Consider the following 20,122-nt stretch of genomic DNA (forward strand, 5'->3'; position numbering starts at 1 on the left):
TCCTTTTTTGCATTGAAGAAGTAGACTTTGCACATGAGCGAATCAAAAGCATGGATTGCCGGGACAGCCGGTTTGAAACTGACCCCGGATGAGATCGCGTTCTTCCGCGATGAGCGCCCCTGGGGTTTTATTCTGTTTGCACGCAATGTCAGCGAGCCGGCGCAGATCGAGGACCTTTGCGCGCATTTGCGCGATCTCGTCGATCGCGACAATGCACTTGTCCTGATCGATCAGGAAGGCGGGCGCGTGCAACGTCTGCGGCCGCCGCTTGCGCCAAACTATCCGGCGGGCTCGGCGCTAGGCGCGCTTTACCGCGAGGATGAGGAGAGAGGCCTGCGTGCCGCCTGGCTTCTGTCGCGGCTTCATGCCTTTGATCTGTTGAAGCTGGGCATCAACGTGGACTGTCTTCCTGTGCTCGACGTTCCCGTCGAAGGGGCCAACGATGTGATCGGCACACGCGCCTATGGCAAGCATCCCGAGATTGTCACCGCCATGGGGCGCGCCGCGGCCGAGGGCCTGCTTGCTGGCGGCATGCTGCCGGTGATGAAGCATATTCCGGGGCACGGGCGGGCATTCGCCGATACGCACCACGAGCTGCCGACCGTCTCCACACCGCTTGAGGAGCTGGCCGAGCATGATTTCGCGCCGTTCCGGGCGCTGGCCGATCTGCCAATGGCAATGAGTGCCCATGTCATCTTCTCGGCGGTCGACCCGAAGTCTCCGGCAACGACATCCGGCAAGGTGGTGGAAGAGATCATCCGCGGCCATATAGGCTTTGACGGGTTGCTGATGAGCGACGACGTCTCCATGAATGCACTTTCTGGGGATTATTTCGACCGGACCAAAGCAATCTTTGCGGCTGGGCTCGATATCGTGCTTCATTGCCATGGCATTATGGAGCAGATGCGCGCAGTAGCGTCCTGCACGCCTGAACTGGAGGGCAAAGCCCTCGAGCGGGCGATACGGGCGATCGATTACAGAAAAGAGCCGGATACCTCCAGCGAGGAGGAACTCCGGGAAGAATTCCAGCGTACCTTCGAGGCGGTGGCATAGAAACGAGAACGATTTGGCTGCGAGCGAGCAAAAGATAAACGGCAAGAGCGCGACTCCCATGGAGGCGTTGTGGGAAAGTCCGGCTGATCGCGGCCTCAGCGAGCCATCATTGGTCATTGATATCAAGGGGTTCGAAGGGCCCCTTGATCTGTTGCTGCATCTTGCCCGGAACCAGCGGGTTGATCTTGCCCGCATCTCAGTGCTGGCGCTCGTCGAACAATATCTGATCTTCATTCGGCAAGCGCAGGCGCTGCGGCTCGAACTTGCGGCCGATTACCTCGTCATGGCGGCATGGCTTGCCTATCTGAAGTCCAAACTTCTGATACCCAAGGCGCCAGGCGATGATGGCGAAAGCGGTGAAGAGCTGGCAGCGACGCTGCAGTACCGGCTGAAGCGGCTTGAAGCGATGCGCGACGCGGCGGCCAAGCTGGTCAATCGTCCCCGGCTTGGGCGCGATGTCTTCGCCAGGGGGATGCCCGAGGCTGTCATCGTCGATCAAACCAATACCTATGCGGCGAGCCTCTATGAATTGCTGACTGCCTATGCCTCGCAGCGCCAGAAGCGGGCGGTGTCCCAAGTTCAGATCGCACGACGCACCGTCTGGTCACTCAAGGATGCACGCGTCATCCTGATGCGGCTGGTCGGCGAGACGAAGGACTGGACGGCGCTCGATCAATACTTGCTCGAGTTTATTGTATCGCCGGCGGAGAGAGCGACGGCAATTGCCAGTTCTTTTGCAGCCAGTCTTGAAATGGTGCGCGAGGGACATCTCGAGATCCGCCAGACGGGCGCATTTGATCCGATATACCTTCGCAACAAGCCAGCAAGGGCGCTCGAAAAGCGCGTTGCGCCATTTGAGGACATGGTCGATGGCTGATTCTGTGCAGGATACCTTCAAGACCGAGGATGAGGTAACCCAGCCATCCGGACAATGGAACGCCGTGTTTCCCGTGGCGGAGGCGCTGCGCATGGCGGAAGCCATCCTGTTCGCCTCTGCAGAACCGGTGACTGAGAAGGCGCTGAAGGATCGGCTGCCGTCCGGCGTCGATGTTGCGGCGTTGCTCGGCGAGCTGCAGGAAATCTATTCCAAGCGCGGTATCAACCTTCGCCAGGTTGGCGGAGCCTGGGCCTTCCGGACGGCAGCTGACCTGGCATTCCTGATGAACCGCGAGGCGGTCCAGCAAAAGAAACTTTCGCGTGCAGCGCTCGAGGTCTTGGCAATCATTGCCTATCACCAGCCGGTTACACGCGCCGAACTCGAGGATATTCGTGGCGTCGAGACGTCCAAGGGCACGCTTGACGTCCTGATGGAAACGGGCTGGATCAAGTTCCGCGGCCGCCGCCGGACGCCAGGGCGACCGATTACCTATGGCACGACCGCATCGTTCCTCGACCATTTCGGCCTGCAGGAAGTACGTGATCTGCCCGGTATTGATGAATTGCGCGGGGCAGGGCTGCTTTCTGCTCGCATGCCGTCGAACTTCTCGATCCCCATCCCGGCCAATGATCCGGATGAACTGACCGAGGAGGAAGATCCTCTGACCGATATCGACCTTGAGGAACTGGGTCTTCTGACGCCCCGCGTCGAACATGATTGAGACAAGCTTGCCGTTTAATATTACCTGCAATGTGGCCCTAAAGCCCGTTGCGGAAGAATTTGTGCCGGAGATTCCACTTCGCACTTGCGCAGCGTTTACATGAATGTGAAACAGCAGAAGACACTTGTGTTTGAAAAGCACGGGGAAAAGGCATAGATGAGCCCAGATTATTGGGCGAATGTGAGGATCAAATGGGTAGTTTTTCAATCTGGCACTGGCTTATCGTGCTGGCAGTCGTGCTTCTTCTCTTCGGTCGCGGCAAGATTCCGGAACTAATGGGCGACGTTGCCAAGGGCATCAAGAACTTCAAGAGCGGCATGAGCGATGACGATGCCACCGCCGACAGTTCGAAGACCATCGACAACCAGACGAGCCAGCCGGTCAATTCAGTCAAGGAAAAGACGACAAAGTCTTGAACGACAAGAATTAGTCTTGTCCTGCACGCGGTTTCACTGCCGCGTTGTGGCTGGAGCATGATGAATGTTTGAAGTTGGTTGGTCGGAAATCCTGGTTATCGTGATCGTTTTGATCGTGGTGGTCGGTCCGAAGGATTTGCCAAAAATGCTGCGCGCCTTCGGCAAGGCGACGACGAAGTTTCGTGCGACGGCGGGGGAATTCCGTCGCCAGTTCGATGAAGCGCTCAAGGAAGCCGAGCTTGATGATGTCCGTGACATCATCAACGATGCAAAGAGCCTTGATCCGCGCAGCGATATCCGCAAGGTCTTTGATCCGGTCCGTACGATCGGCGAGGAAATCCGCTCAAGCCTGAAGGACGCCACGGCAACCGCCCGGGAAAACGTGGCCATTCCGGACCCGGAAGCGCCCGGAGCTACCCAGCTGCAACCACAGGTCATGGAGCCGATATCGGCCGCAGCCGTGGAGAAGGTGGCGCCTGCCAAGGCCACACCCTCAAAACCGAAGGCTCCTGCTGCGAAGAAGGCTGCCGCACCGAAAACGACTACTGCAGACAAGCCGGCCAAGTCACCAGCGAAGCGAACGGCAAAGCCGCGTTCCAAGACCGGCGACACGGGGATTGAATCTTGAACAAGATCGACGATGATATTGACAAGAGCTCGGCGCCGCTGATCGAGCACTTGATCGAATTGCGCCACCGTCTGATCTGGGCCCTGGTTGCGTTTTTTGTCGCATTCCTCGTCTGCTTCCATTTCGGCAAGCAATTGTTCAACCTCCTGGTGATCCCCTATCAGTGGGCCGTCGGTTGGGCAGGTTTTGATCCGGCCAAGGCGCAATTGATCTATACAGCGCCACAGGAGTTCTTCTTCACCCAGGTGAAGGTCGCCATGTTTGGCGGCGTTGTTCTTGCGTTCCCGGTTATTGCGTCGCAGATCTACAAGTTCGTGGCTCCCGGCCTCTACCGCAATGAAAGGATGGCGTTTCTGCCGTTCCTGATCGCGTCGCCCATTCTGTTCCTGCTGGGCGGGGCACTGGTCTACTTCTTCTTCACGCCCATGGTCATGTGGTTCTTCCTCGCCATGCAGCAGCAGGGCGTTGAGGGTGAGGTGCAGATTTCGCTGCTGCCGAAGGTTTCCGAATATCTGAGCCTCATCATGACGCTCATTTTCGCCTTCGGCCTGGTGTTCCAGCTGCCGGTCGTGACCACATTGCTGGCACGCGTTGGTCTCGTCGGTTATGAGGGTCTGAAGTCCAAACGCAAATATGCGATCGTTATTGCGTTCATCGTTGCTGCCGTTATCACGCCGCCCGACCCGGTCAGCCAGATCGGCCTTGCACTCCCGACGATCATTCTCTACGAGATTTCCATCTGGATGGCGCGTCTGGTCGAGAAGAAGCGTGCGGCGGCCGATGCCGAAACGCAATCGGAGTCCAGCGAAATCTCCTCGTCCTGACGCCACAGATTTCGCCGGGCGCTAGCGCGCCTCAAGTCAACCAGTTCATTCCAACACGGCTTTATTCCCATGCTCGATATCAAATGGATCCGCGAGAATCCGCAAGCGCTTGACGCAGCTCTGGCCAAACGGGGAACCGAGCCGGCATCGTCTCGGCTGGTCGAGCTTGATGAACGTCGCCGCCAGCACATCGCCAAGCTGCAGGAGGCGCAGGAGCGCCGCAACGCCGCATCAAAGGAGATCGGCAAGGCCATGGGCGCCAAGGATCAGGCGACAGCCGACCGGCTCAAGGCGGAAGTGGCGGAGATCAAGCTGTTTCTGCAGACAGCCGAGGAGGAAGGGCGCCAGCTTGACCGGGCGTTGAACGATGCGCTGTCGGTGCTGCCGAACGTGCCGCTGGAGAGCGTGCCTGTCGGCGAGGACGAGGCCGGCAATCTCGAGACACGGCGCGTTGGCGCTTTGAAGAACTTTGCCTTTGAACCGAAAGAGCATTTCGAAATCGGTGAGCAGCTTGGCTACATGGATTTCGAGCGTGCGGCAAGGCTTTCGGGCAGCCGCTTCACAGTCTTGAAAGGCCAACTGTCCCGCCTGGAGCGCGCGCTCGGTCAGTTCATGCTCGACCTGCACACCACCGAGCATGGCTATACGGAAGTGAGCCCGCCGCTGCTGGTGAACGATGATGTGCTCTACGGCACCGGACAGTTGCCCAAATTCGCCGAGGACCTGTTCAAGACGACTGATGGCCGCTACCTCATCCCGACTGCCGAGGTGCCGCTGACCAACCTGGTGCGCGAGGAGATCCTCGACATTCGTGACCTGCCAATCCGCATGACCGCCTTGACGGCTTGCTTCCGCTCGGAAGCGGGTTCGGCCGGCCGCGATACGCGCGGCATGTTGCGTCAGCATCAATTCATGAAGGTTGAGCTCGTGTCGATAACCGATGCCGAGCGCTCCATCGAAGAACATGAGCGCATGACCTCCTGCGCGGAGGAAGTGCTGAAACGGCTCGACCTGTCGTTCCGCACGATGACGCTTTGCACGGGAGACATGGGCTTCGGTGCACAGAAAACCTATGACCTTGAAGTCTGGCTTCCCGGCCAGAAGGCATATCGCGAAATCTCCAGCTGTTCGGTGTGCGGCGATTTCCAGGCGCGTCGCATGAATGCGCGCTATCGTCCGGAAGGCGAGAAACAGACGCGTTTCGTCCACTCGCTAAACGGGTCAGGCGTTGCAGTTGGACGAGCGCTGATCGCTGTGGTGGAAAATTACCAGAATGAGGACGGCAGTGTCACAGTTCCTGACGTACTCGTGCCCTATATGGGTGGATTGAAACGGATCGAAAAAGCAGCTTGAACCCAGAGGTAGGCAATGCGCATTCTCCTGACCAACGATGATGGAATTCATGCGGAAGGTCTGAGCGTGCTTGAACGCATTGCCCGCCAGCTGTCCGACGATATCTGGGTGATTGCACCTGAAACCGACCAGAGTGGCCTCGCGCATTCGCTGACCCTTTCGACGCCCCTGCGTTTGCGCAAGATCGACGAGCGGCACTTCGCGGTGCGCGGAACGCCGACCGACTGCGTCATCATGGGTGTCAAGCACCTGATGCCGGAGCCGCCGGATCTGGTGATCTCCGGTGTCAATTCCGGTTCCAACATGGCGGACGACGTGACCTATTCGGGCACTGTCGCCGGCGCCATCGAAGGAACGCTGCTTGGTATCAAGTCCATCGCCTTGTCCCAGGAATACAATCTCGACGGCGGCACGCGTGTGCTGCCGTGGGAAGTCGTGGAGGAACGGGCGCCGGCGCTTCTGAAAAAGCTCCTGACAGTCGAGCTGGCGAAGGGCGTTCTCGTCAACATCAATTTCCCGAGTTGCGATGCTTCAGAGATTGCCGGGGTCCGGGTAACGGCGCAAGGCAAGCTTTCGCATGGCCTGGCGATCGAAGAGCGGCATGACGGCCGCGGCCTGCCCTATTACTGGTTGCGCTATGGCCGCGGCAAGGATGTGCCCGCTGAAAACAGCGATGTGGCGGCAATCCGCCAGAACTATGTCTCGATTACGCCCCTGCAACTCGATCTTACCGCCCATGAGATGCGTGCAACCTTGGAGAATGCATTCGCATGAAGCCTGCACTCTCGGACCGGGAAGGATTTGCCGCATTTGTCCTTCGTATGCGCTCGCTCGGCCTTACCGACCAGCGGCTGATGAGTGCAATCGAAGCCACGCCGCGCACGGCGTTCGTCAACGGCAATCTCGGCAATGTTGCCTATGGCGACGGAACGCTGCCGATCGAATGCGGTGAATTTATCGAAGGGCTCGACCTGCAGGCCCAGCTGATCAAGGCACTGGACCTTGAACCTGCGCACCGCGTGCTCGAAGTCGGTACGGGTACGGGGTTTTCGGCCGCGGTGATGGCACGCCTGTCTGGCCGCGTCCTTTCGCTCGAGCGCTACCGCACGCTTGTGGAGCTTTCCCAGCAGCGGCTGCAGGCGCTGAAAATCGAAAACATCTTCATCAAGCATGCCGATGGCAGGCACGGACAGATTCATGATGGGCCTTTCGACCGAATCATCGTCTGGGGCGCGTTTGAAGCCATGCCGCGCCAGTTCGTGGAATTGCTGTCGTCAAATGGGGTCATGGTGGCGCCGATCGGGCCGCTCGACGGCAGGCAGGTCATCGCGCGTCTTTCCAAGATCGGCAGCCGGTTCGAACGGCAGGACATGATGCAGGTACGCTTCCTGCCGCTTATCGAGGGCGTTGCTTCAGCGCTTTGAGACTTGAAATCCGTGCCATCTGTTTCGCCGCGGCGATTTTCGAAAATGGGCTTCAAAGTTGCAACGGTTGAGGAACTTGGTGAATTTTTTACGAATTTTATTCGTCTTTTAACGGTCGAGTAACATTAACGCGATCTAATGCAGCCAATATTCTTGTATTGAGTACGGGCGGGACATGCGATGCGTTTGAGTACACTGAACAAAGCGTCACGGCGGCTGGCTCTGAATGCCGCTATTCTCACGATTGCCGTTGCAGCTGCGGGTTGCAGCTCTGGAGTGCAGCGCTTCACAAGCGCCGATTTCAGTTCCGGCTACAGCGACAACCAGCGTTCGATCATGCAGGCCCAGAACACGGGTCCGCAGCCCTATACGCCACCGGTTGACTCAACCCAGACCGCATCGGTCAGCCGCGGTGGCGTGCAACGCAGCAGCCTGCCGCCCGTGGGCGCCGTAAGCACATCGTCGCTCCCTCCTGTTTCGTCTGAGCCCCAGCGTCCGGCACTCGCTCCCGTCGCAAATGCGGCTCCCTCGCGCAGCCAGCAGATGGCATCCGCCGAGCCGGTGCAGGCGCGACAAGCCGCGCCGCTCGGTGCGAGTTCCGGCACGTTGAAGACGCCGGACGGCCGTGAGGCCAAGATGTCTGCTCAGGCTGCTCCGTCGAATGGCGCAGCGGTGCTGCAGGCTCCGCAGGCCAAGGAAAAGCCGGCTTCTGCTGCGGCTAAGAACACCGCACAGGCCAGCAGTGGCGGTTCCTATACCGTCCAGAGCGGTGACACGCTGCATGCGATCTCGCGCAAGACCGGCAGCAATGTCGAAGCGATCAAGCAGGCAAACAACATGACGGACGGCACTGTTCGCATCGGACAGTCGCTGATAATCCCGCCATCCAATGCTGCGCTGGCGCAGAATGTTGCCAACAATATGAAGGCGAAGGGTAGTGTCGATCAGGTCAAAACGGCATCGACGCCCCTGGCTGAACAGCCCAAGGTCGTAGCAAGCGCTGCGCCCCAGACAGCTGCGCCATCTGCTGCGGCCGCGCCGCAGGCTGACCCGCAAGCCAAGCCCTATACTCCGCCACAGGCGAGCGAAAAGGTCATCAACGACGCCGAGAAGGATGTCGCCGCCGCACCGTCCGCCACCGGCGTTTCAGGCATGCGCTGGCCGGTACGCGGCCGGGTGGTTGCCAACTACGGCAAGGGCAGCGACGGTATTGATATTTCGGTGCCGGAAGGAACGCCCATCAAGGCAGCAGAAAACGGCGTTGTCATCTACTCGGGCGATGGCCTGAAGGAGTTCGGCAATACGGTTCTTGTCCGTCATGACAATGGCCTGGTTACGGTCTACGGCAATGCCAGCAAGTTGAATGTCCAGCGTGGCCAGAAGGTCAAGCGCGGCGAGGAACTTGGCAAGTCCGGAATGACGGGCAATGCGACTTCACCGAAACTGCACTTTGAAGTGCGCAAGAACTCGACGCCGGTCGATCCGACGAAGTATCTGGAATCCTGATCTTTCGTGATCCGATGAAGCCCGCGTTGAAAGACGCGGGCTTTGTTGTTTAAAGCTTTTTGCCGAGCCGGCCGGCCAGGTCCTGCGTGAACTGCCAGGCCACGCGCCCGGAGCGCGAACCGCGCGTTGTCGACCATTCCAACGCCTGTGCGTGGAGTTGTTCCTTGTCCAATGGCAGGTCGAAATGCGCGGCATACCCGTCGATCATCGACAGGTAGTCGTCCTGGCTGCATTTGTGAAAACCCAACCAGAGTCCGAAGCGGTCCGACAGGGACACTTTTTCCTCGACGGCTTCGGACGGATTGATGGCGGTCGACCGTTCGTTTTCGATCATGTCGCGCGGGAGAAGATGACGGCGATTGGACGTGGCATAGAAGATCACATTGTCGGGTCGGCCTTCCACGCCACCTTCCAGGGCAGCCTTCAAGGACTTGTAGGACGTGTCATCATGGTCGAAGGACAAGTCGTCACAGAACAGGATGAAGCGGTAGGTGGTGTCCTTGATCGCAGCCATCAGGGCAGGGAGGCTGTCGATATCCTCCCGGTGGATCTCGACGAGCTTCAAGGGATGGCTGCCGCTGAGCCCCGCCGCGTTGACCGAGGCGTGCACAGCCTTGACCAGGGACGACTTGCCCATGCCGCGCGCGCCCCACAGCAGGACATTGTTGGCCTGAAATCCGTCGGCGAAGCGTTTCGTGTTGTCGAATAGAATGTCGCGAACCGTATCGACGCCGCGAATCAAGGAAATATCGACCCGGTTGACCTTGTTGACCGGATCGAAGGCAAGGCGGTCTGGGTTCCAGACGAAACAATCCGCCGCATCAAGGTTTGCCGGCTGCGGCTTGGGTGGCGCCATGCGCTCCAATACAGCAATAAGACGGTCGAGTTTATCGGTCAGCAGTTCGTCGGACATTCTCGTCAAGCCCTCATTTCGTCTTCACCCGCACAATTAGAGCGCTCTATCATGTTGATGGTAAATCGAAAAGCAGCGCACGTAGTTTTGTACGGTTGCTTTTGATCGTGCAAACATTGTATTGCGCAGGCTCCAATAGCTTCAAACTTACTTTTCTCTCTGGAGGTCGTCTCGATGTTCGTAACCCCCGCATATGCACAGGCAACGGGTGCCGGTGGCGCACCGGAAATGCTCATGAGCATCCTGCCCTTCATTCTGATCTTCGTGATCATGTATTTCCTTATCATCCGCCCGCAGCGTACGGCCGCGAAGAAGCGGGAGGAACAGCTGAAGAATATCCGTCGTGGCGACACGATCATCACGGGTGGCGGCTTCATTGCCAAGGTGACGAAGGTGTATGACGAGACCGGCGAACTCGATGTTGAAATTGGCGACGGCGTCAAGGCACGCGTGGTGCGCGGCATGGTGGCCGATGTCCGGGTCAAGGGCGAACCGGTTGCCGACAACAAGAAATAAGGCATAGTTGCGGGGCGGCCAAAAAGCCGCCCTGTTGATTCTAGGCGCAAAGGGTCGCGACTGTATGCTCTATTTTAGCCGCTGGAAGACCGCACTCATCTGGGCCGTCGTGCTTGTTGGCGTGTTGATCGCACTGCCAAACATCTTCACGCAGAACCAGTTGGCAAATCTGCCGGACTGGCTGCCGAAGAAGCAGCTCGCGCTTGGCCTGGATCTCGAGGGCGGTTCGCGGCTGCGTCTGCAAGTGGACAAAGACCATCTTGCCGACACCGACGCGACAATCGCGGTTCTGAGCCGCCGTCTCGGCGAGCTGGGCTATACCAATCCCAATGTCGAGGGCCAGCGCAATGGTCGCATCCTGGTCGAAGTGCCGGGTCTCTACGATTCACAGCTGCTGAAGGACATTCTGAGCCTCACTGGAGAGCTCAGTTTCCAGATGGTCGACACGTCGATGCCGGTGCAGGAGGCGATCGACGGAACGCCGCCCGAAGGTGATGAAGTCGTCTACTCGTTCGACGACCCTCCCGTTGCCTATCTGGTCAAGAAAGAGCCGCTTGTATCCAACTCGAACTTCGTGGACGCGCAGGCGGGCATCGACACGAGCACGCAAGAACCGGTCATCACCTTCCGTCTGGACAGCATTGGTGCCGACCGGTTTTCCAAAGCGACAAAGGCAGGCGTAGGCCAGTCCTTCGCCATCGTGCTTGACAATCAGGTGCTTTCGGCACCGGTGATCAGCGAGGCGATCCCCGGCAATACAAGCCAAATATCCGGCAATTTCGACCTGTCCGGCGCGAGCAACCTTGCGCTTGTCATGCGGGCCGGTGCATTGCCAACCGACGTTACCGTGATCGAGGAACGGACCATCGGTACCGACCTCGGTGCCGCTGCTGTTTCGTCAGGCAAGATCGCGGCCCTGATCGGAGCTGCTCTCGTCATTCTTTTCATGCTCCTGACCTATGGCTTGCTCGGCGTCATTGCCAACATCGCCCTGATCGTCAATGTGGTGCTCATTCTCGCAGTCCTCACATTGTTCGGCGCGCCGCTGACACTGGCGGGTGTCGCGGGTATCGTGCTGACGATCGGCATGGCCGTGGATTCGAATGTGCTGATCTACGAACGCATTCGCGAAGATCGCCGCGCCGGCTTCTCTGTGATCCAGGCCATTGATTCCGGGTTTTCCAGGGCTCTCGCGACCATTGTCGACGCCAACGTCACGACGCTGATCGCGGCTCTCGTCCTGTTCATTCTGGGAACAGGCCCCGTTCATGGCTTTGCGCTGACGGTAACTATCGGCATCGTCACAACATTGTTCACGACATTCACATTGACGCGCTGGCTGGTATCGATGTGGGTACAGCGTTCGAAACCGAAGGAAGTTCCAGGCGCGCCGCTTAGGCTTGTCCCGAACGACACCCAGATTCCTTTCATGAAGCTGCGCGGGCTTACGCTCGGCTTTTCATTGTTGTCGAGCATTGCCGCGATTGCGCTGTTCGCGATTGTCGGCATGAATTTCGGCATCGATTTCAAGGGCGGGACGATGATCGAGATGCAGTCGCGAGAAGGCGCGATCGATCTCGATGACGTTTATAGCCGGCTCGACGAACTGAACATCGGCGAGGTCAAGATCGAACCATTCAAATCGGAAGACCGGGCGCTGATTACCGTTGGCAGCCAGGGCGAGGGCGAGGATGCGGAGCAGACGGTCGGTGTCAAAATCCGCGGCGAGTTCCAGGACGATTATGAGTTTCCGCGGATCGATGTGATCGGCCCTGCCGTATCAAGCGAATTGTCCCAAGCCGGCGGTCTTGCAGTGGCACTGTCGTTGCTTGCGATCTTTGCCTATGTATGGTTCCGTTTTGAATGGCACTTTGCGCTTGGTGCGATCCTTGCGACGGCTCACGACGTGCTGTTGCTGCTTGGCATGTTCGTCATCTTCCAGATGGAGTTCAATCTCTGGAGCATTGCCGCCTTGCTTGCCATTGTCGGGTATTCTCTCAATGATACGGTCGTGATCTATGACCGCGTGCGTGAGAACCTGAGGAAGTACGGCACGGGCATGTCCCTTTCGGCGATTCTCGATGCGTCGATCAACCAGACATTGTCCAGGACCATCCTGACGTCGCTTGCCACATTCCTGGCGCTGATCGTCCTTTATCTCTATGGTGGCGACGATGTCCGTTCATTCGCGCTCACCATCGCAGTCGGCATTGTCGTGGCGACTTATTCCTCCATCTTCGTCGCCGGTCCGCTGCTGATGCTCTTCGGACTGAAGGGGCGAGATGTGATCGGCAATGAACCGCCGGCGACGGCTTCCGAGCAGAACGGAGTTTGAAGTAATTGGCCAAGGGGATTGAAATCCGGGATGCCCATTTCCCTGGGCGCGCACCCATCGATGCCTATGGCAATGGCGGGTTCCGCTTCGCCGACATGTCGCATCGCGGTTCGATCCTTTGCCTGCCGTCCGGCATTCATGGCTGGGAGCCCAGTACGCCGCCTGTGTTGATGGTGTCCGATCTGGCGCTCGTCCTCGAACAGGCCGATGCCATCGAGATCCTGCTGGTTGGCACCGGAACAGAACTGCGCCGCCTGCCGCAGGATGTCCGAGATGCCTTGCGGGCCAAACGCATTTCAGCCGATCCGATGAGCACAGGGGCAGCCGTGCGGACCTACAACGTGCTGCTGGCGGAAGATCGCGCGGTCGCCGCCGCCCTCATTGCTGTAGATTAATCCTAGGTTGTGTGGACAGTTATGGATTGGAGCGTGGTATGAGGGAAAATCGTTCAGGTTTAGAAGCAAAACCGAAGGTGGAGCTATCGTCCATCGAGGGTTTGCGACGACAAGCTGAGCGATTTTCACCATATCCCTTTGGGACGCGGCAGATTTTGCCGCTGAATGCGTCAAAAAACCCTCGTGGAGGGTCAACTCCACCACGCCCTTTTCTCCTGTTCAGGAACAAAATTCACTCGCGTCACGCCCAATCGCTAACTGTCCACACGACCTAGATCGTGTCGCTATATCTCAGCCCATGAATGCCAACGAAACCCACTGCATGCAGTTCCTGAGGGAAGCGGATCCTGATCGCTACCTATCCGTATTGTATGCCCCTGAAGACAAGCGCGGTGCACTGGCTGCCCTCTATGCATTCAATGCGGAAATCGCCCGCATTCGTGACCTGATTCGTGATCCGCTTCCGGGGGAAGTCCGCCTGCAATGGTGGCGGGATCTTCTCAATGGCAGGGAACATGGGGCGGCTTCCGCCAACCCGGTCGCAGCGGCGCTCCTGGATACGATCAAGAACCATGATCTGCCACAATCGGCCTTCGACAATTATTGCGAAGCGCGGATATTCGACCTCTATGACGACCCCATGCCCAGCCGCAACGATCTTGAAGGTTATTGCGGCGAGACGGCATCCGCACTTATCCAGCTTGCAGCGCTTATCCTTGATGCCGATACGGCTCCCGCGCATGCGGATACGGCGGGACACGCGGGTGTCGCCCAGGCAATCGCGGGATTGTTGCGTCTTTTGCCTCTGCACCGGCGGCGCGGTCAGATATACATCCCGGCCGACATTCTTGCAGCTGTGGGCTGCAGTGCTGCCGTGCTGTTGAACGGTTCGGACAAGGAAGCAATCAAACGCGCAGTCGATGCAATGATCGCCCTTGCCGAAGAACATCTTGCGACGTTTGAGGCGGCTGCGAAAGCTTTGCCGGTCTCACTGCGCACCGCCTTCCTGCCAGCAAGGCTTACCCCAACCTATCTGAAGAAATTGAGGGCGGCTGGCACGGATGTGGCCAACGACACGGCCAATATCTCGCCCCTTCGCCGTCAATGGGCAATGTTCAGGGCATCGGTGCGTTAGAGCACCGACGCTCGGACCACCAGACAAAGCTGTCTGGTTATTCCGCTGCTTCGGCGATGGCAGGAAGCCCGAGCCACGTACGGCAATCTGCCAGCGCACGGGCACTCATGGCGCGTTTCTTGGCATTGGATTTTTCCTTGCCGCGGAGCCGCTTGCCCTCGGACTTTGGCGCCTCGATTGGCGGGAACAGGCCGTAATTGACGTTCATCGGCTGGAATGACCGTTTGCCCGGCTCTTCGTCCGTGACCAGGTGCCCGCCGGTAATGTGCGCCAGCAATGCGCCGAAAGCCGTGGTTGCAGGCGGCGGCGTCGCCGCGCGGCCTAGGCGCTCAGCAGCGGCGAAACGTCCGGCAAGAAGGCCTATCGCGGCCGATTCGACGTAGCCTTCGCAGCCGGTGATCTGGCCGGCGAAGCGCAAGCCAGGGCGGCTCTTCAACTGCAGGGTCGGGTCAAGCAGGGTGGGTGAATTCAGGTAGGTGTTGCGATGCAGCCCGCCGAGCCGGGCGAATTCGGCATTCTCGAGACCCGGGATCATCCGGAAGATGTCGGTTTGGGCGCCGTATTTCAGCTTGGTCTGGAATCCGACCATGTTGTAGAGCGTGCCGAGGGCGTTATCCTGACGCAGTTGGACCACTGCATAGGCCTTGACGGTCGGATTGTGGGCGTTGGTCAGTCCCATCGGCTTCATCGGGCCGTGGCGCAGCGTTTCGGGTCCGCGTTCGGCCATGATCTCGATCGGCAGGCAGCCATCGAAATAGGGCGTGCCTTCCCATTGCTTGAATTCGGTCTTGTCACCAGCAATGAGCGCCTGAACGAAAGCCTCGTACTGCTCCTTGTCCATTGGGCAGTTGATGTAGTCCTTGCCTGTACCGCCCGGGCCGACCTTGTCATAGCGCGACTGGAACCAGCAGACATTCATGTCTATGGAATCGAAATGAACGATCGGAGCGATGGCATCAAAGAAGGCGAGGGCGTCCGCGCTGGTTTCCTTGCCGATTGCTTCGGCCAGTGATGGCGCGGTGAGCGGGCCAGTAGCGATGATGGCCTTGTCCCATTCGGCCGGAGGCAGACCGGTGACTTCTCCACGCTCGATGGTGATCAACGGATGCGCCTCCAGCTTAGCGGTGACCGCCTGGGAGAAACCATCGCGATCGACCGCCAGCGCGCTGCCCGCCGGAACCTGATGGGCATCGGCAGATGCCATGATCAGGGAATTGGCGAGACGCATCTCCGCATGCAGGACGCCAACGGCATTGGTTTCGGCATCATCGGAGCGAAACGAGTTGGAGCAGACAAGTTCGGCAAGATCGTGGGTCTTGTGTGCATCGGTACCGCGAACGGGACGCATCTCGTGCAAAATGACAGGAATCCCGGCTTCGGCAAGCTGCCAGGATGCTTCGGAGCCGGCGAGACCGCCGCCAACAATATGTACAGGTTTTATCGACATAGGCATCCAATAGTCTTTTTGGCGCGCCGCTTCAATGTAGAAAAGCCGCCGCAAGGCAGGCGGCGGCTTTGTGAATGCAAGGCTCGTTCAGGCGCTGGCCTTGTCGAGTTCGGCGATGTCATCGTCGCCAAGCTTGAGGGATGCAGCCTTGATCAGACTTTCGAGTTGCTCCAGCGACGTTGCGCTCGCTATTGGCGCGGTAACGCCCTGGCGCTGGATGACCCAAGCGAGCGCAACTTCTGCCTGTTTTACCTTGTGCCGAGCGGACACGGCGTCGAGCGCGGCCAGAATGCCGTATCCACGTGGGTTCAAATACGCCTTAACCCCGTCGCCGCGCGGGCTTTGGCCGAGGTCGGCTTCGCTGCGGTACTTTCCGGATAGAAAACCGCGCGCAAGGCTGAAATAGGTGATGACGCCAATGTCTTCGGCAATGCACAGGTCACGCAAAGGACCATCAAAGCTCGACCGGTCATAAAGATTGTATTCCGGCTGAAGTACGGCATAGCGGGGCAGACCGCTGGACTTCGACACATCCAGCGCCGCCCGTAGTTGATCCGCGTCGAGATTGGATGCACCGAACGATTTGATCTTGCCGGCTTTCAGCAGTTGCTCATAGGCGCCCAGGGTTTCGGCATAGGGCGTGTCGGCGTCGGGCCAATGGGAGAGATAAAGATCAATCGCCTCGATCTGCAGCCGTTTCAGCGAGGCCTCTACGGCCCTGGTGATATAGGCGGCGGAAAGATCCTTCCTGCCTTGGCCCATATCCCCGCCAACCTTGGTGATAATCGTCACCCTGTCGCGCGCGCCGCGCGATTTCACCCACTCGCCGATGATCGTTTCGGATTCGCCGCCTGAATGTCCCGGCACCCAACGCGAATAGACGTCGGCAGTGTCGATGGCATCCAACCCCGCATCGACGAAACGGTCGAGAAGGTCGAACGACGTTTTCCGGTCGGCAGTCCAACCGAAGACGTTTCCGCCGAAGACCAATGGGGCGATGGACAGGCCAGTCTGGCCAAGGCGACGTTTTTCCATGATTTTTCTCTCCGGGGAAACGTGGGTGGGGTTTTGCATGTAGGCGCGAAAGACAGGTGTTTCCAGCCCCGATGCCCACAGAAACCATAAGACGCAAATTCGATAGGCTACGGCGATGGCTCTTGCTAGGATAGCAGCATGCGCATGACCGGATCACGACGCACATTCCTTGTTCTCGCCGTCCTGTGCGGCACAGCGTCCATTGCGCAGGCGCAAAGCTTCAGCATCTGTCATGGCTATGGTTGCACCTTCAAGACGAAGGTGTCACTGACCGCGGCGGACCAGGCACGTATCGCCTCCATCATGGCGGCCGGCCGCGGGTCGGCCCAGGCCGAGCGGTCAGCGGTGAGACGCGCAGTGCAGGTTTTCGAACGCCGCAACACGCAGGTTATTGGTGTGATTGACCGGCCGAAGATGGATTTTGGCGAGGGGCGCCAGAAGGGGCAAATGGACTGCGTCGACGAATCGACCAACACGGACCATTTTCTCCGTTATCTCCAAAGCGCGGGACTGTTGCGATTTCACACGGTAGACCGCCGCGACGCGCGCGGCATGTTCATCGATGGCCGTTATCCGCACTTTACCGCCGTCCTGCGCGACCGTTCAGGTACGCTGTGGGTGGTTGACTCCTGGTTCGAGCCGGGTGGGGGGTTGCCGGACGTGATGCGCTTGGCGGAGTGGAAGGTTCGAGGTGTTGGGGGCGCGCGTTAGGTGCTCTAGCCGAGCCTGAGGGAGCCCAGAAACAACAACACCCACCGCGGGAGGAGGTGCGGTGGGTGCCGTTTTGTAAAGACCGGCTGGGAGGAGGAGTGCCGGCCTTTGATCGCGGGGGCTTCGGGAGGAGGATAAGCCCCGGCGATATTCGGTATGCGATTAGCGTACTGCGGACTTCTTGGCGACGAACGGGATGTCCGAACGGGCAATGCCCAGATCGCTGAGTTCGCGGGTCGACAGACGGTTCAGCTCGGAAACCGTGTCACGATAACGGCGCCAGTTGCTGTAAGAGCGGATAAGGTTCATTTCAATCACCACTTCGGTTCGTTGTTTGGTTGATCACTGTTTGATCGTTGAGCTGAAGATAGTGGATGACCTTCGAAACTTGCAGAGCCAAGTTTGCAGATCAGCTATGCAATTGTTGCATTGCAACATTAATCGAAATTAATTGTTGCGTCGCACAAATGTCCGCTTTGAGGCAACGGCAAGCCGAGTCGGCCAAGATTGCGTTTTTTCTCGCTCTGGCGTTAGCTGAAGCGGTTAGGCGATTCAGGAGCGGCCCGTGGCAATTTCCTTCGGCGTACGAAAACACATTGCGCGCTGGCAGCGGGACGGGCTGATCGATGCCGCTACCGCCGAAAGCCTGCGCAAGGACGTCAATAGCAGAAGCTCCGGATTCGGTCTTGGTGGCATACTTGCGCTTCTTGGTGCTGTCCTGCTTGGTGCAGCCATCGTTTCGCTCATAGCGGCCAATTGGGAGGCCATGCCGCGTTTGTTGCGCGTCGCCCTGATAATGGCCGTGCTTTTCATCGGCTACGTCGGTGGTGCGTGGCGGGAGAGTCGCGGCGACGGGATTTTCAGTCAGGCGCTCTACCTCACGGCTGCAATGACGTTCGGTGCCGGGATTGCTCTTGTTGGGCAGATGTATCACCTGTCGGGGGAAGCATCCGACGCGGCATTGCTCTGGGTCGCCGGCACCATGTTTGCGGCACTGATGTTGCGCTCGCCGGTCCTTGTTTCGGCGAGCGTCGCCATCACCGGCTATTATATGTCCTGTTCGCTGCCGGCGTCGTCGGGGCATTTCGACTATCTCTGGCTCGTACCGGTGCTCGGATTCATCAGCGCGGGCCTGGTGTGGTATACCAAGGGCAAGGCGGCGCGACATTTCATTGCCCTCCTGCTGATCAGCTACGTTTTTGTCGTAAGGTTCGATCTCGAACAATCGGGAATCCTGTGGCTCGCAGCCATTCTCGGCGGCGCGCTTTTCCTCGTCGATGCGCTGCGGCACAGCGCGCTGGAGCGGCTGACCGGCTGGGCGGAAGCCATCGGTGGCTACGGGTTCATGATGCTGTTGGTGGCGCTGATATTCTTCCAGTTTGATGAGTTCAGCGAAGGGGTCGCCAACCAGGTGATCATTGGCTTTGCCATACTCGGCTGTTCAATTGCCGGGCTCGCGCTTTCTGGTCACCGCAACCTGGCAGTGCGCTGGAGCGCCTATACGGTTTTTTCACTGGAGGTGCTCTATCTCGCATTTGCAACGATCGGCACGTTGATCGGTACGGCAAGCTTCTTCCTGAGCGCTGGCGTGCTCGTGCTGCTGCTCGCGACCTTTGTCATTCGCATGGAGCGGCGCCTTCAGAAAAAGAGTCCGAAAGATGGGGTAACGGCATGATCTGGAAGAACAGTCGTTATATCTGGCTTGGCGCAGCAGTTGCCATCGTACAGTCGGGCGCGCTCTACGCCATGGTAGCGCAGCGGGCCTCCATCCTGCGCAGCGGCACCAATATCACACTGCTCACCGAACCGGTCGACCCGAACGATTTCTTGCGGGGCGATTACGTCTCTCTTGGCTATGGCATATCCACTGTCGAAGCAGGCAAGGTTGGCGGCACGCCGCCGGCCGCAGCGGGGCCGACGGACATCTATGTGACAGTCAAGCCGGGCGACGATCGCGTCTGGACACTATCGGAAGCCTCGTGGCAGAGGCGCGAGGACGTGCCGGATGGTCAAATCCAGCTTCGCGGTCGCACCACCCATTCCATGAATACGCCAGCCTCCAGTCAGCTTCGCATCACATACGGGATCGAACGCTACTACGTACCCGAAGGCCACGGCCTGGTAATCGAGAACCAGCAGCGGGAGCGCAAGATCGAAGCCGTGATTGCTGTCTCGCCAGATGGTGAGGCGCAGATCCGAGCGCTCAAGAACGACGGCGAGATAATGTACGAAGAGCCGATCTACTGATCAATCTCCAGGCTTTGCGCGACGAAAAATATAGCTGTCATTTGCTGGCCTTTTCCCTTTGACCCGGAATAATTGGATGATATAGAGACCGGCGCTTGGGGTGCGGTCGTGTCCCATTCGGCGGATGTGGCGAAATTGGTAGACGCACCAGATTTAGGTTCTGGCGGGAGACCGTGGGGGTTCGAGTCCCTCCATCCGCACCACTTACACGTTGATTTTACTAGATATTTATTCTATGATTCTGCCGTTGCAGATATTTAGGGTACAATTTTGTGCCACAAGACTGACAGCGTGTGTGACACATTGTACCATGCGAGGTTGCTATGGTGTACAAAAGTCATCCGGCAGAAGATCCCAACATCCTGTTAACAAATATTTCCGTGAGCACGGGTTATTTCCCACACCCGAGCACGTACTTTATTCGCTTAGGCACTCGTTTAGAGAGCCAATGGAGGAGGCCGAACTCGATTATCTTCTCAGCGAGAGAGTGATGGGCCATAAGTTACCGTTCCCAAGATACGGCCAAGGGGCATCGTTGGGGAAAAAAACGATCAGACTGGAGGATATCGCACTTCCTTTCGACCCT

Annotated in this window: 21 protein-coding genes and 1 tRNA gene; 18 read left to right on the top strand and 4 right to left on the bottom strand. The window is 58.5% G+C overall.

Features of this window, described 5'->3' with window-relative positions; genetic code table 11:
- The first annotated feature begins 33 nt into the window (after positions 1 to 33).
- From nagZ to K9U38_RS02460, 10 genes are all read left to right on the top strand, one after another.
- Positions 34 to 1,053 carry a beta-N-acetylhexosaminidase gene (gene nagZ, locus K9U38_RS02415; RefSeq protein ID WP_224492730.1) on the top strand — a complete coding sequence of 340 codons (1,020 nt, stop codon included), beginning with the start codon at positions 34 to 36 and terminating at the stop codon, positions 1,051 to 1,053.
- Between the two features lie 13 nt (positions 1,054 to 1,066).
- Complete coding sequence (locus K9U38_RS02420) at positions 1,067 to 1,930, top strand: segregation and condensation protein A (protein WP_370631806.1); 864 nt, start codon at positions 1,067 to 1,069, stop codon at positions 1,928 to 1,930.
- Positions 1,923 to 2,651 (top strand): SMC-Scp complex subunit ScpB, encoded by a 729-nt coding sequence (gene scpB, locus K9U38_RS02425; protein ID WP_224492731.1) that lies wholly within the window; start codon positions 1,923 to 1,925, stop codon positions 2,649 to 2,651. The genes K9U38_RS02420 and scpB overlap by 8 nt, the downstream gene beginning before the upstream one ends.
- Before the next feature lie 191 nt (positions 2,652 to 2,842).
- Complete coding sequence (locus K9U38_RS02430) at positions 2,843 to 3,067, top strand: twin-arginine translocase TatA/TatE family subunit (RefSeq protein WP_224492732.1); 225 nt, start codon at positions 2,843 to 2,845, stop codon at positions 3,065 to 3,067.
- A 64-nt stretch (positions 3,068 to 3,131) separates the two neighbouring features.
- Positions 3,132 to 3,695 (top strand): Sec-independent protein translocase protein TatB, encoded by a 564-nt coding sequence (tatB, locus tag K9U38_RS02435; protein ID WP_224492733.1) that lies wholly within the window; start codon positions 3,132 to 3,134, stop codon positions 3,693 to 3,695.
- Positions 3,692 to 4,519, top strand: a complete 828-nt coding sequence (gene tatC, locus K9U38_RS02440) for a twin-arginine translocase subunit TatC (RefSeq protein ID WP_224492734.1) — start codon at positions 3,692 to 3,694, stop codon at positions 4,517 to 4,519. The genes tatB and tatC overlap by 4 nt, the downstream gene beginning before the upstream one ends.
- A gap of 69 nt (positions 4,520 to 4,588) precedes the next feature.
- Positions 4,589 to 5,872, top strand: coding sequence for a serine--tRNA ligase (gene serS / locus K9U38_RS02445; RefSeq protein WP_224492735.1), 1,284 nt, complete (start codon positions 4,589 to 4,591; stop codon positions 5,870 to 5,872).
- A gap of 15 nt (positions 5,873 to 5,887) precedes the next feature.
- Positions 5,888 to 6,646: a 5'/3'-nucleotidase SurE gene (gene surE, locus K9U38_RS02450; RefSeq protein ID WP_224492736.1), complete on the top strand. Its 759-nt coding sequence runs from the start codon at positions 5,888 to 5,890 to the stop codon at positions 6,644 to 6,646.
- The gene (locus K9U38_RS02455) at positions 6,643 to 7,296 is read left to right on the top strand and encodes a protein-L-isoaspartate(D-aspartate) O-methyltransferase (RefSeq protein ID WP_224492737.1); all 654 of its coding nucleotides are present in this window, start codon (positions 6,643 to 6,645) and stop codon (positions 7,294 to 7,296) included. The genes surE and K9U38_RS02455 overlap by 4 nt, the downstream gene beginning before the upstream one ends.
- Before the next feature lie 180 nt (positions 7,297 to 7,476).
- A complete protein-coding gene (locus K9U38_RS02460) occupies positions 7,477 to 8,802 on the top strand; it encodes a peptidoglycan DD-metalloendopeptidase family protein (RefSeq protein WP_224492738.1) in 1,326 nt (441 codons plus the stop codon).
- A 49-nt stretch (positions 8,803 to 8,851) separates the two neighbouring features.
- Here K9U38_RS02460 and K9U38_RS02465 read toward each other — a convergent pair whose 3' ends face one another.
- Positions 8,852 to 9,715 carry an ATP-binding protein gene (locus K9U38_RS02465; protein ID WP_224492739.1) on the bottom strand — a complete coding sequence of 288 codons (864 nt, stop codon included), beginning with the start codon at positions 9,713 to 9,715 and terminating at the stop codon, positions 8,852 to 8,854.
- Positions 9,716 to 9,889: 174 nt separating this feature from the next.
- On the opposite strand from K9U38_RS02465, the gene yajC reads away from it, so the two are divergent.
- The 4 genes from yajC (at position 9,890) to K9U38_RS02485 (ending at position 14,096) form a co-directional block, all read left to right on the top strand.
- The gene (gene yajC, locus K9U38_RS02470; RefSeq protein ID WP_224492740.1) at positions 9,890 to 10,231 is read left to right on the top strand and encodes a preprotein translocase subunit YajC; all 342 of its coding nucleotides are present in this window, start codon (positions 9,890 to 9,892) and stop codon (positions 10,229 to 10,231) included.
- Positions 10,232 to 10,295: 64 nt separating this feature from the next.
- Complete coding sequence (secD, locus tag K9U38_RS02475; RefSeq protein WP_224492741.1) at positions 10,296 to 12,566, top strand: protein translocase subunit SecD; 2,271 nt, start codon at positions 10,296 to 10,298, stop codon at positions 12,564 to 12,566.
- Between the two features lie 5 nt (positions 12,567 to 12,571).
- Entirely contained in the window at positions 12,572 to 12,961 is a 390-nt protein-coding gene (locus K9U38_RS02480; protein ID WP_224492742.1) for an Mth938-like domain-containing protein, read from the top strand.
- Positions 12,962 to 13,259: 298 nt separating this feature from the next.
- A complete protein-coding gene (locus K9U38_RS02485) occupies positions 13,260 to 14,096 on the top strand; it encodes a phytoene/squalene synthase family protein (RefSeq protein ID WP_224492743.1) in 837 nt (278 codons plus the stop codon).
- Between the two features lie 37 nt (positions 14,097 to 14,133).
- On the opposite strand, the gene trmFO is transcribed toward K9U38_RS02485, so the two are convergent.
- Both trmFO and K9U38_RS02495 read right to left on the bottom strand, forming a co-directional pair.
- A complete protein-coding gene (trmFO, locus tag K9U38_RS02490) occupies positions 14,134 to 15,543 on the bottom strand; it encodes a methylenetetrahydrofolate--tRNA-(uracil(54)-C(5))-methyltransferase (FADH(2)-oxidizing) TrmFO (protein WP_224492744.1) in 1,410 nt (469 codons plus the stop codon).
- Between the two features lie 87 nt (positions 15,544 to 15,630).
- The gene (locus K9U38_RS02495; protein ID WP_224492745.1) at positions 15,631 to 16,578 is read right to left on the bottom strand and encodes an aldo/keto reductase; all 948 of its coding nucleotides are present in this window, start codon (positions 16,576 to 16,578) and stop codon (positions 15,631 to 15,633) included.
- A gap of 138 nt (positions 16,579 to 16,716) precedes the next feature.
- On the opposite strand from K9U38_RS02495, the gene K9U38_RS02500 reads away from it, so the two are divergent.
- Positions 16,717 to 17,289 (top strand): hypothetical protein, encoded by a 573-nt coding sequence (locus K9U38_RS02500; protein WP_224492746.1) that lies wholly within the window; start codon positions 16,717 to 16,719, stop codon positions 17,287 to 17,289.
- 162 nt (positions 17,290 to 17,451) lie between these two features.
- Here K9U38_RS02500 and K9U38_RS02505 read toward each other — a convergent pair whose 3' ends face one another.
- The gene (locus K9U38_RS02505) at positions 17,452 to 17,598 is read right to left on the bottom strand and encodes a DUF1127 domain-containing protein (protein ID WP_100001090.1); all 147 of its coding nucleotides are present in this window, start codon (positions 17,596 to 17,598) and stop codon (positions 17,452 to 17,454) included.
- A gap of 256 nt (positions 17,599 to 17,854) precedes the next feature.
- Here K9U38_RS02505 and K9U38_RS02510 point away from each other — a divergent pair, with 256 nt between their 5' ends.
- The 3 genes from K9U38_RS02510 (at position 17,855) to K9U38_RS02520 (ending at position 19,739) form a co-directional block, all read left to right on the top strand.
- The gene (locus K9U38_RS02510) at positions 17,855 to 18,964 is read left to right on the top strand and encodes a DUF2157 domain-containing protein (RefSeq protein WP_224492747.1); all 1,110 of its coding nucleotides are present in this window, start codon (positions 17,855 to 17,857) and stop codon (positions 18,962 to 18,964) included.
- Positions 18,961 to 19,536: a GDYXXLXY domain-containing protein gene (locus tag K9U38_RS02515; protein ID WP_224492748.1), complete on the top strand. Its 576-nt coding sequence runs from the start codon at positions 18,961 to 18,963 to the stop codon at positions 19,534 to 19,536. Before K9U38_RS02510 ends, K9U38_RS02515 begins: the two co-directional genes overlap by 4 nt.
- Positions 19,537 to 19,656: 120 nt before the next feature.
- Positions 19,657 to 19,739 (top strand) — tRNA-Leu (locus tag K9U38_RS02520).
- Positions 19,740 to 20,122: the final 383 nt, after the last annotated feature.

Source organism: Phyllobacterium lublinensis (genome assembly GCF_020164435.1).
In the GTDB taxonomy this organism is placed as follows: Bacteria; Pseudomonadota; Alphaproteobacteria; order Rhizobiales; family Rhizobiaceae; genus Phyllobacterium; species Phyllobacterium lublinensis.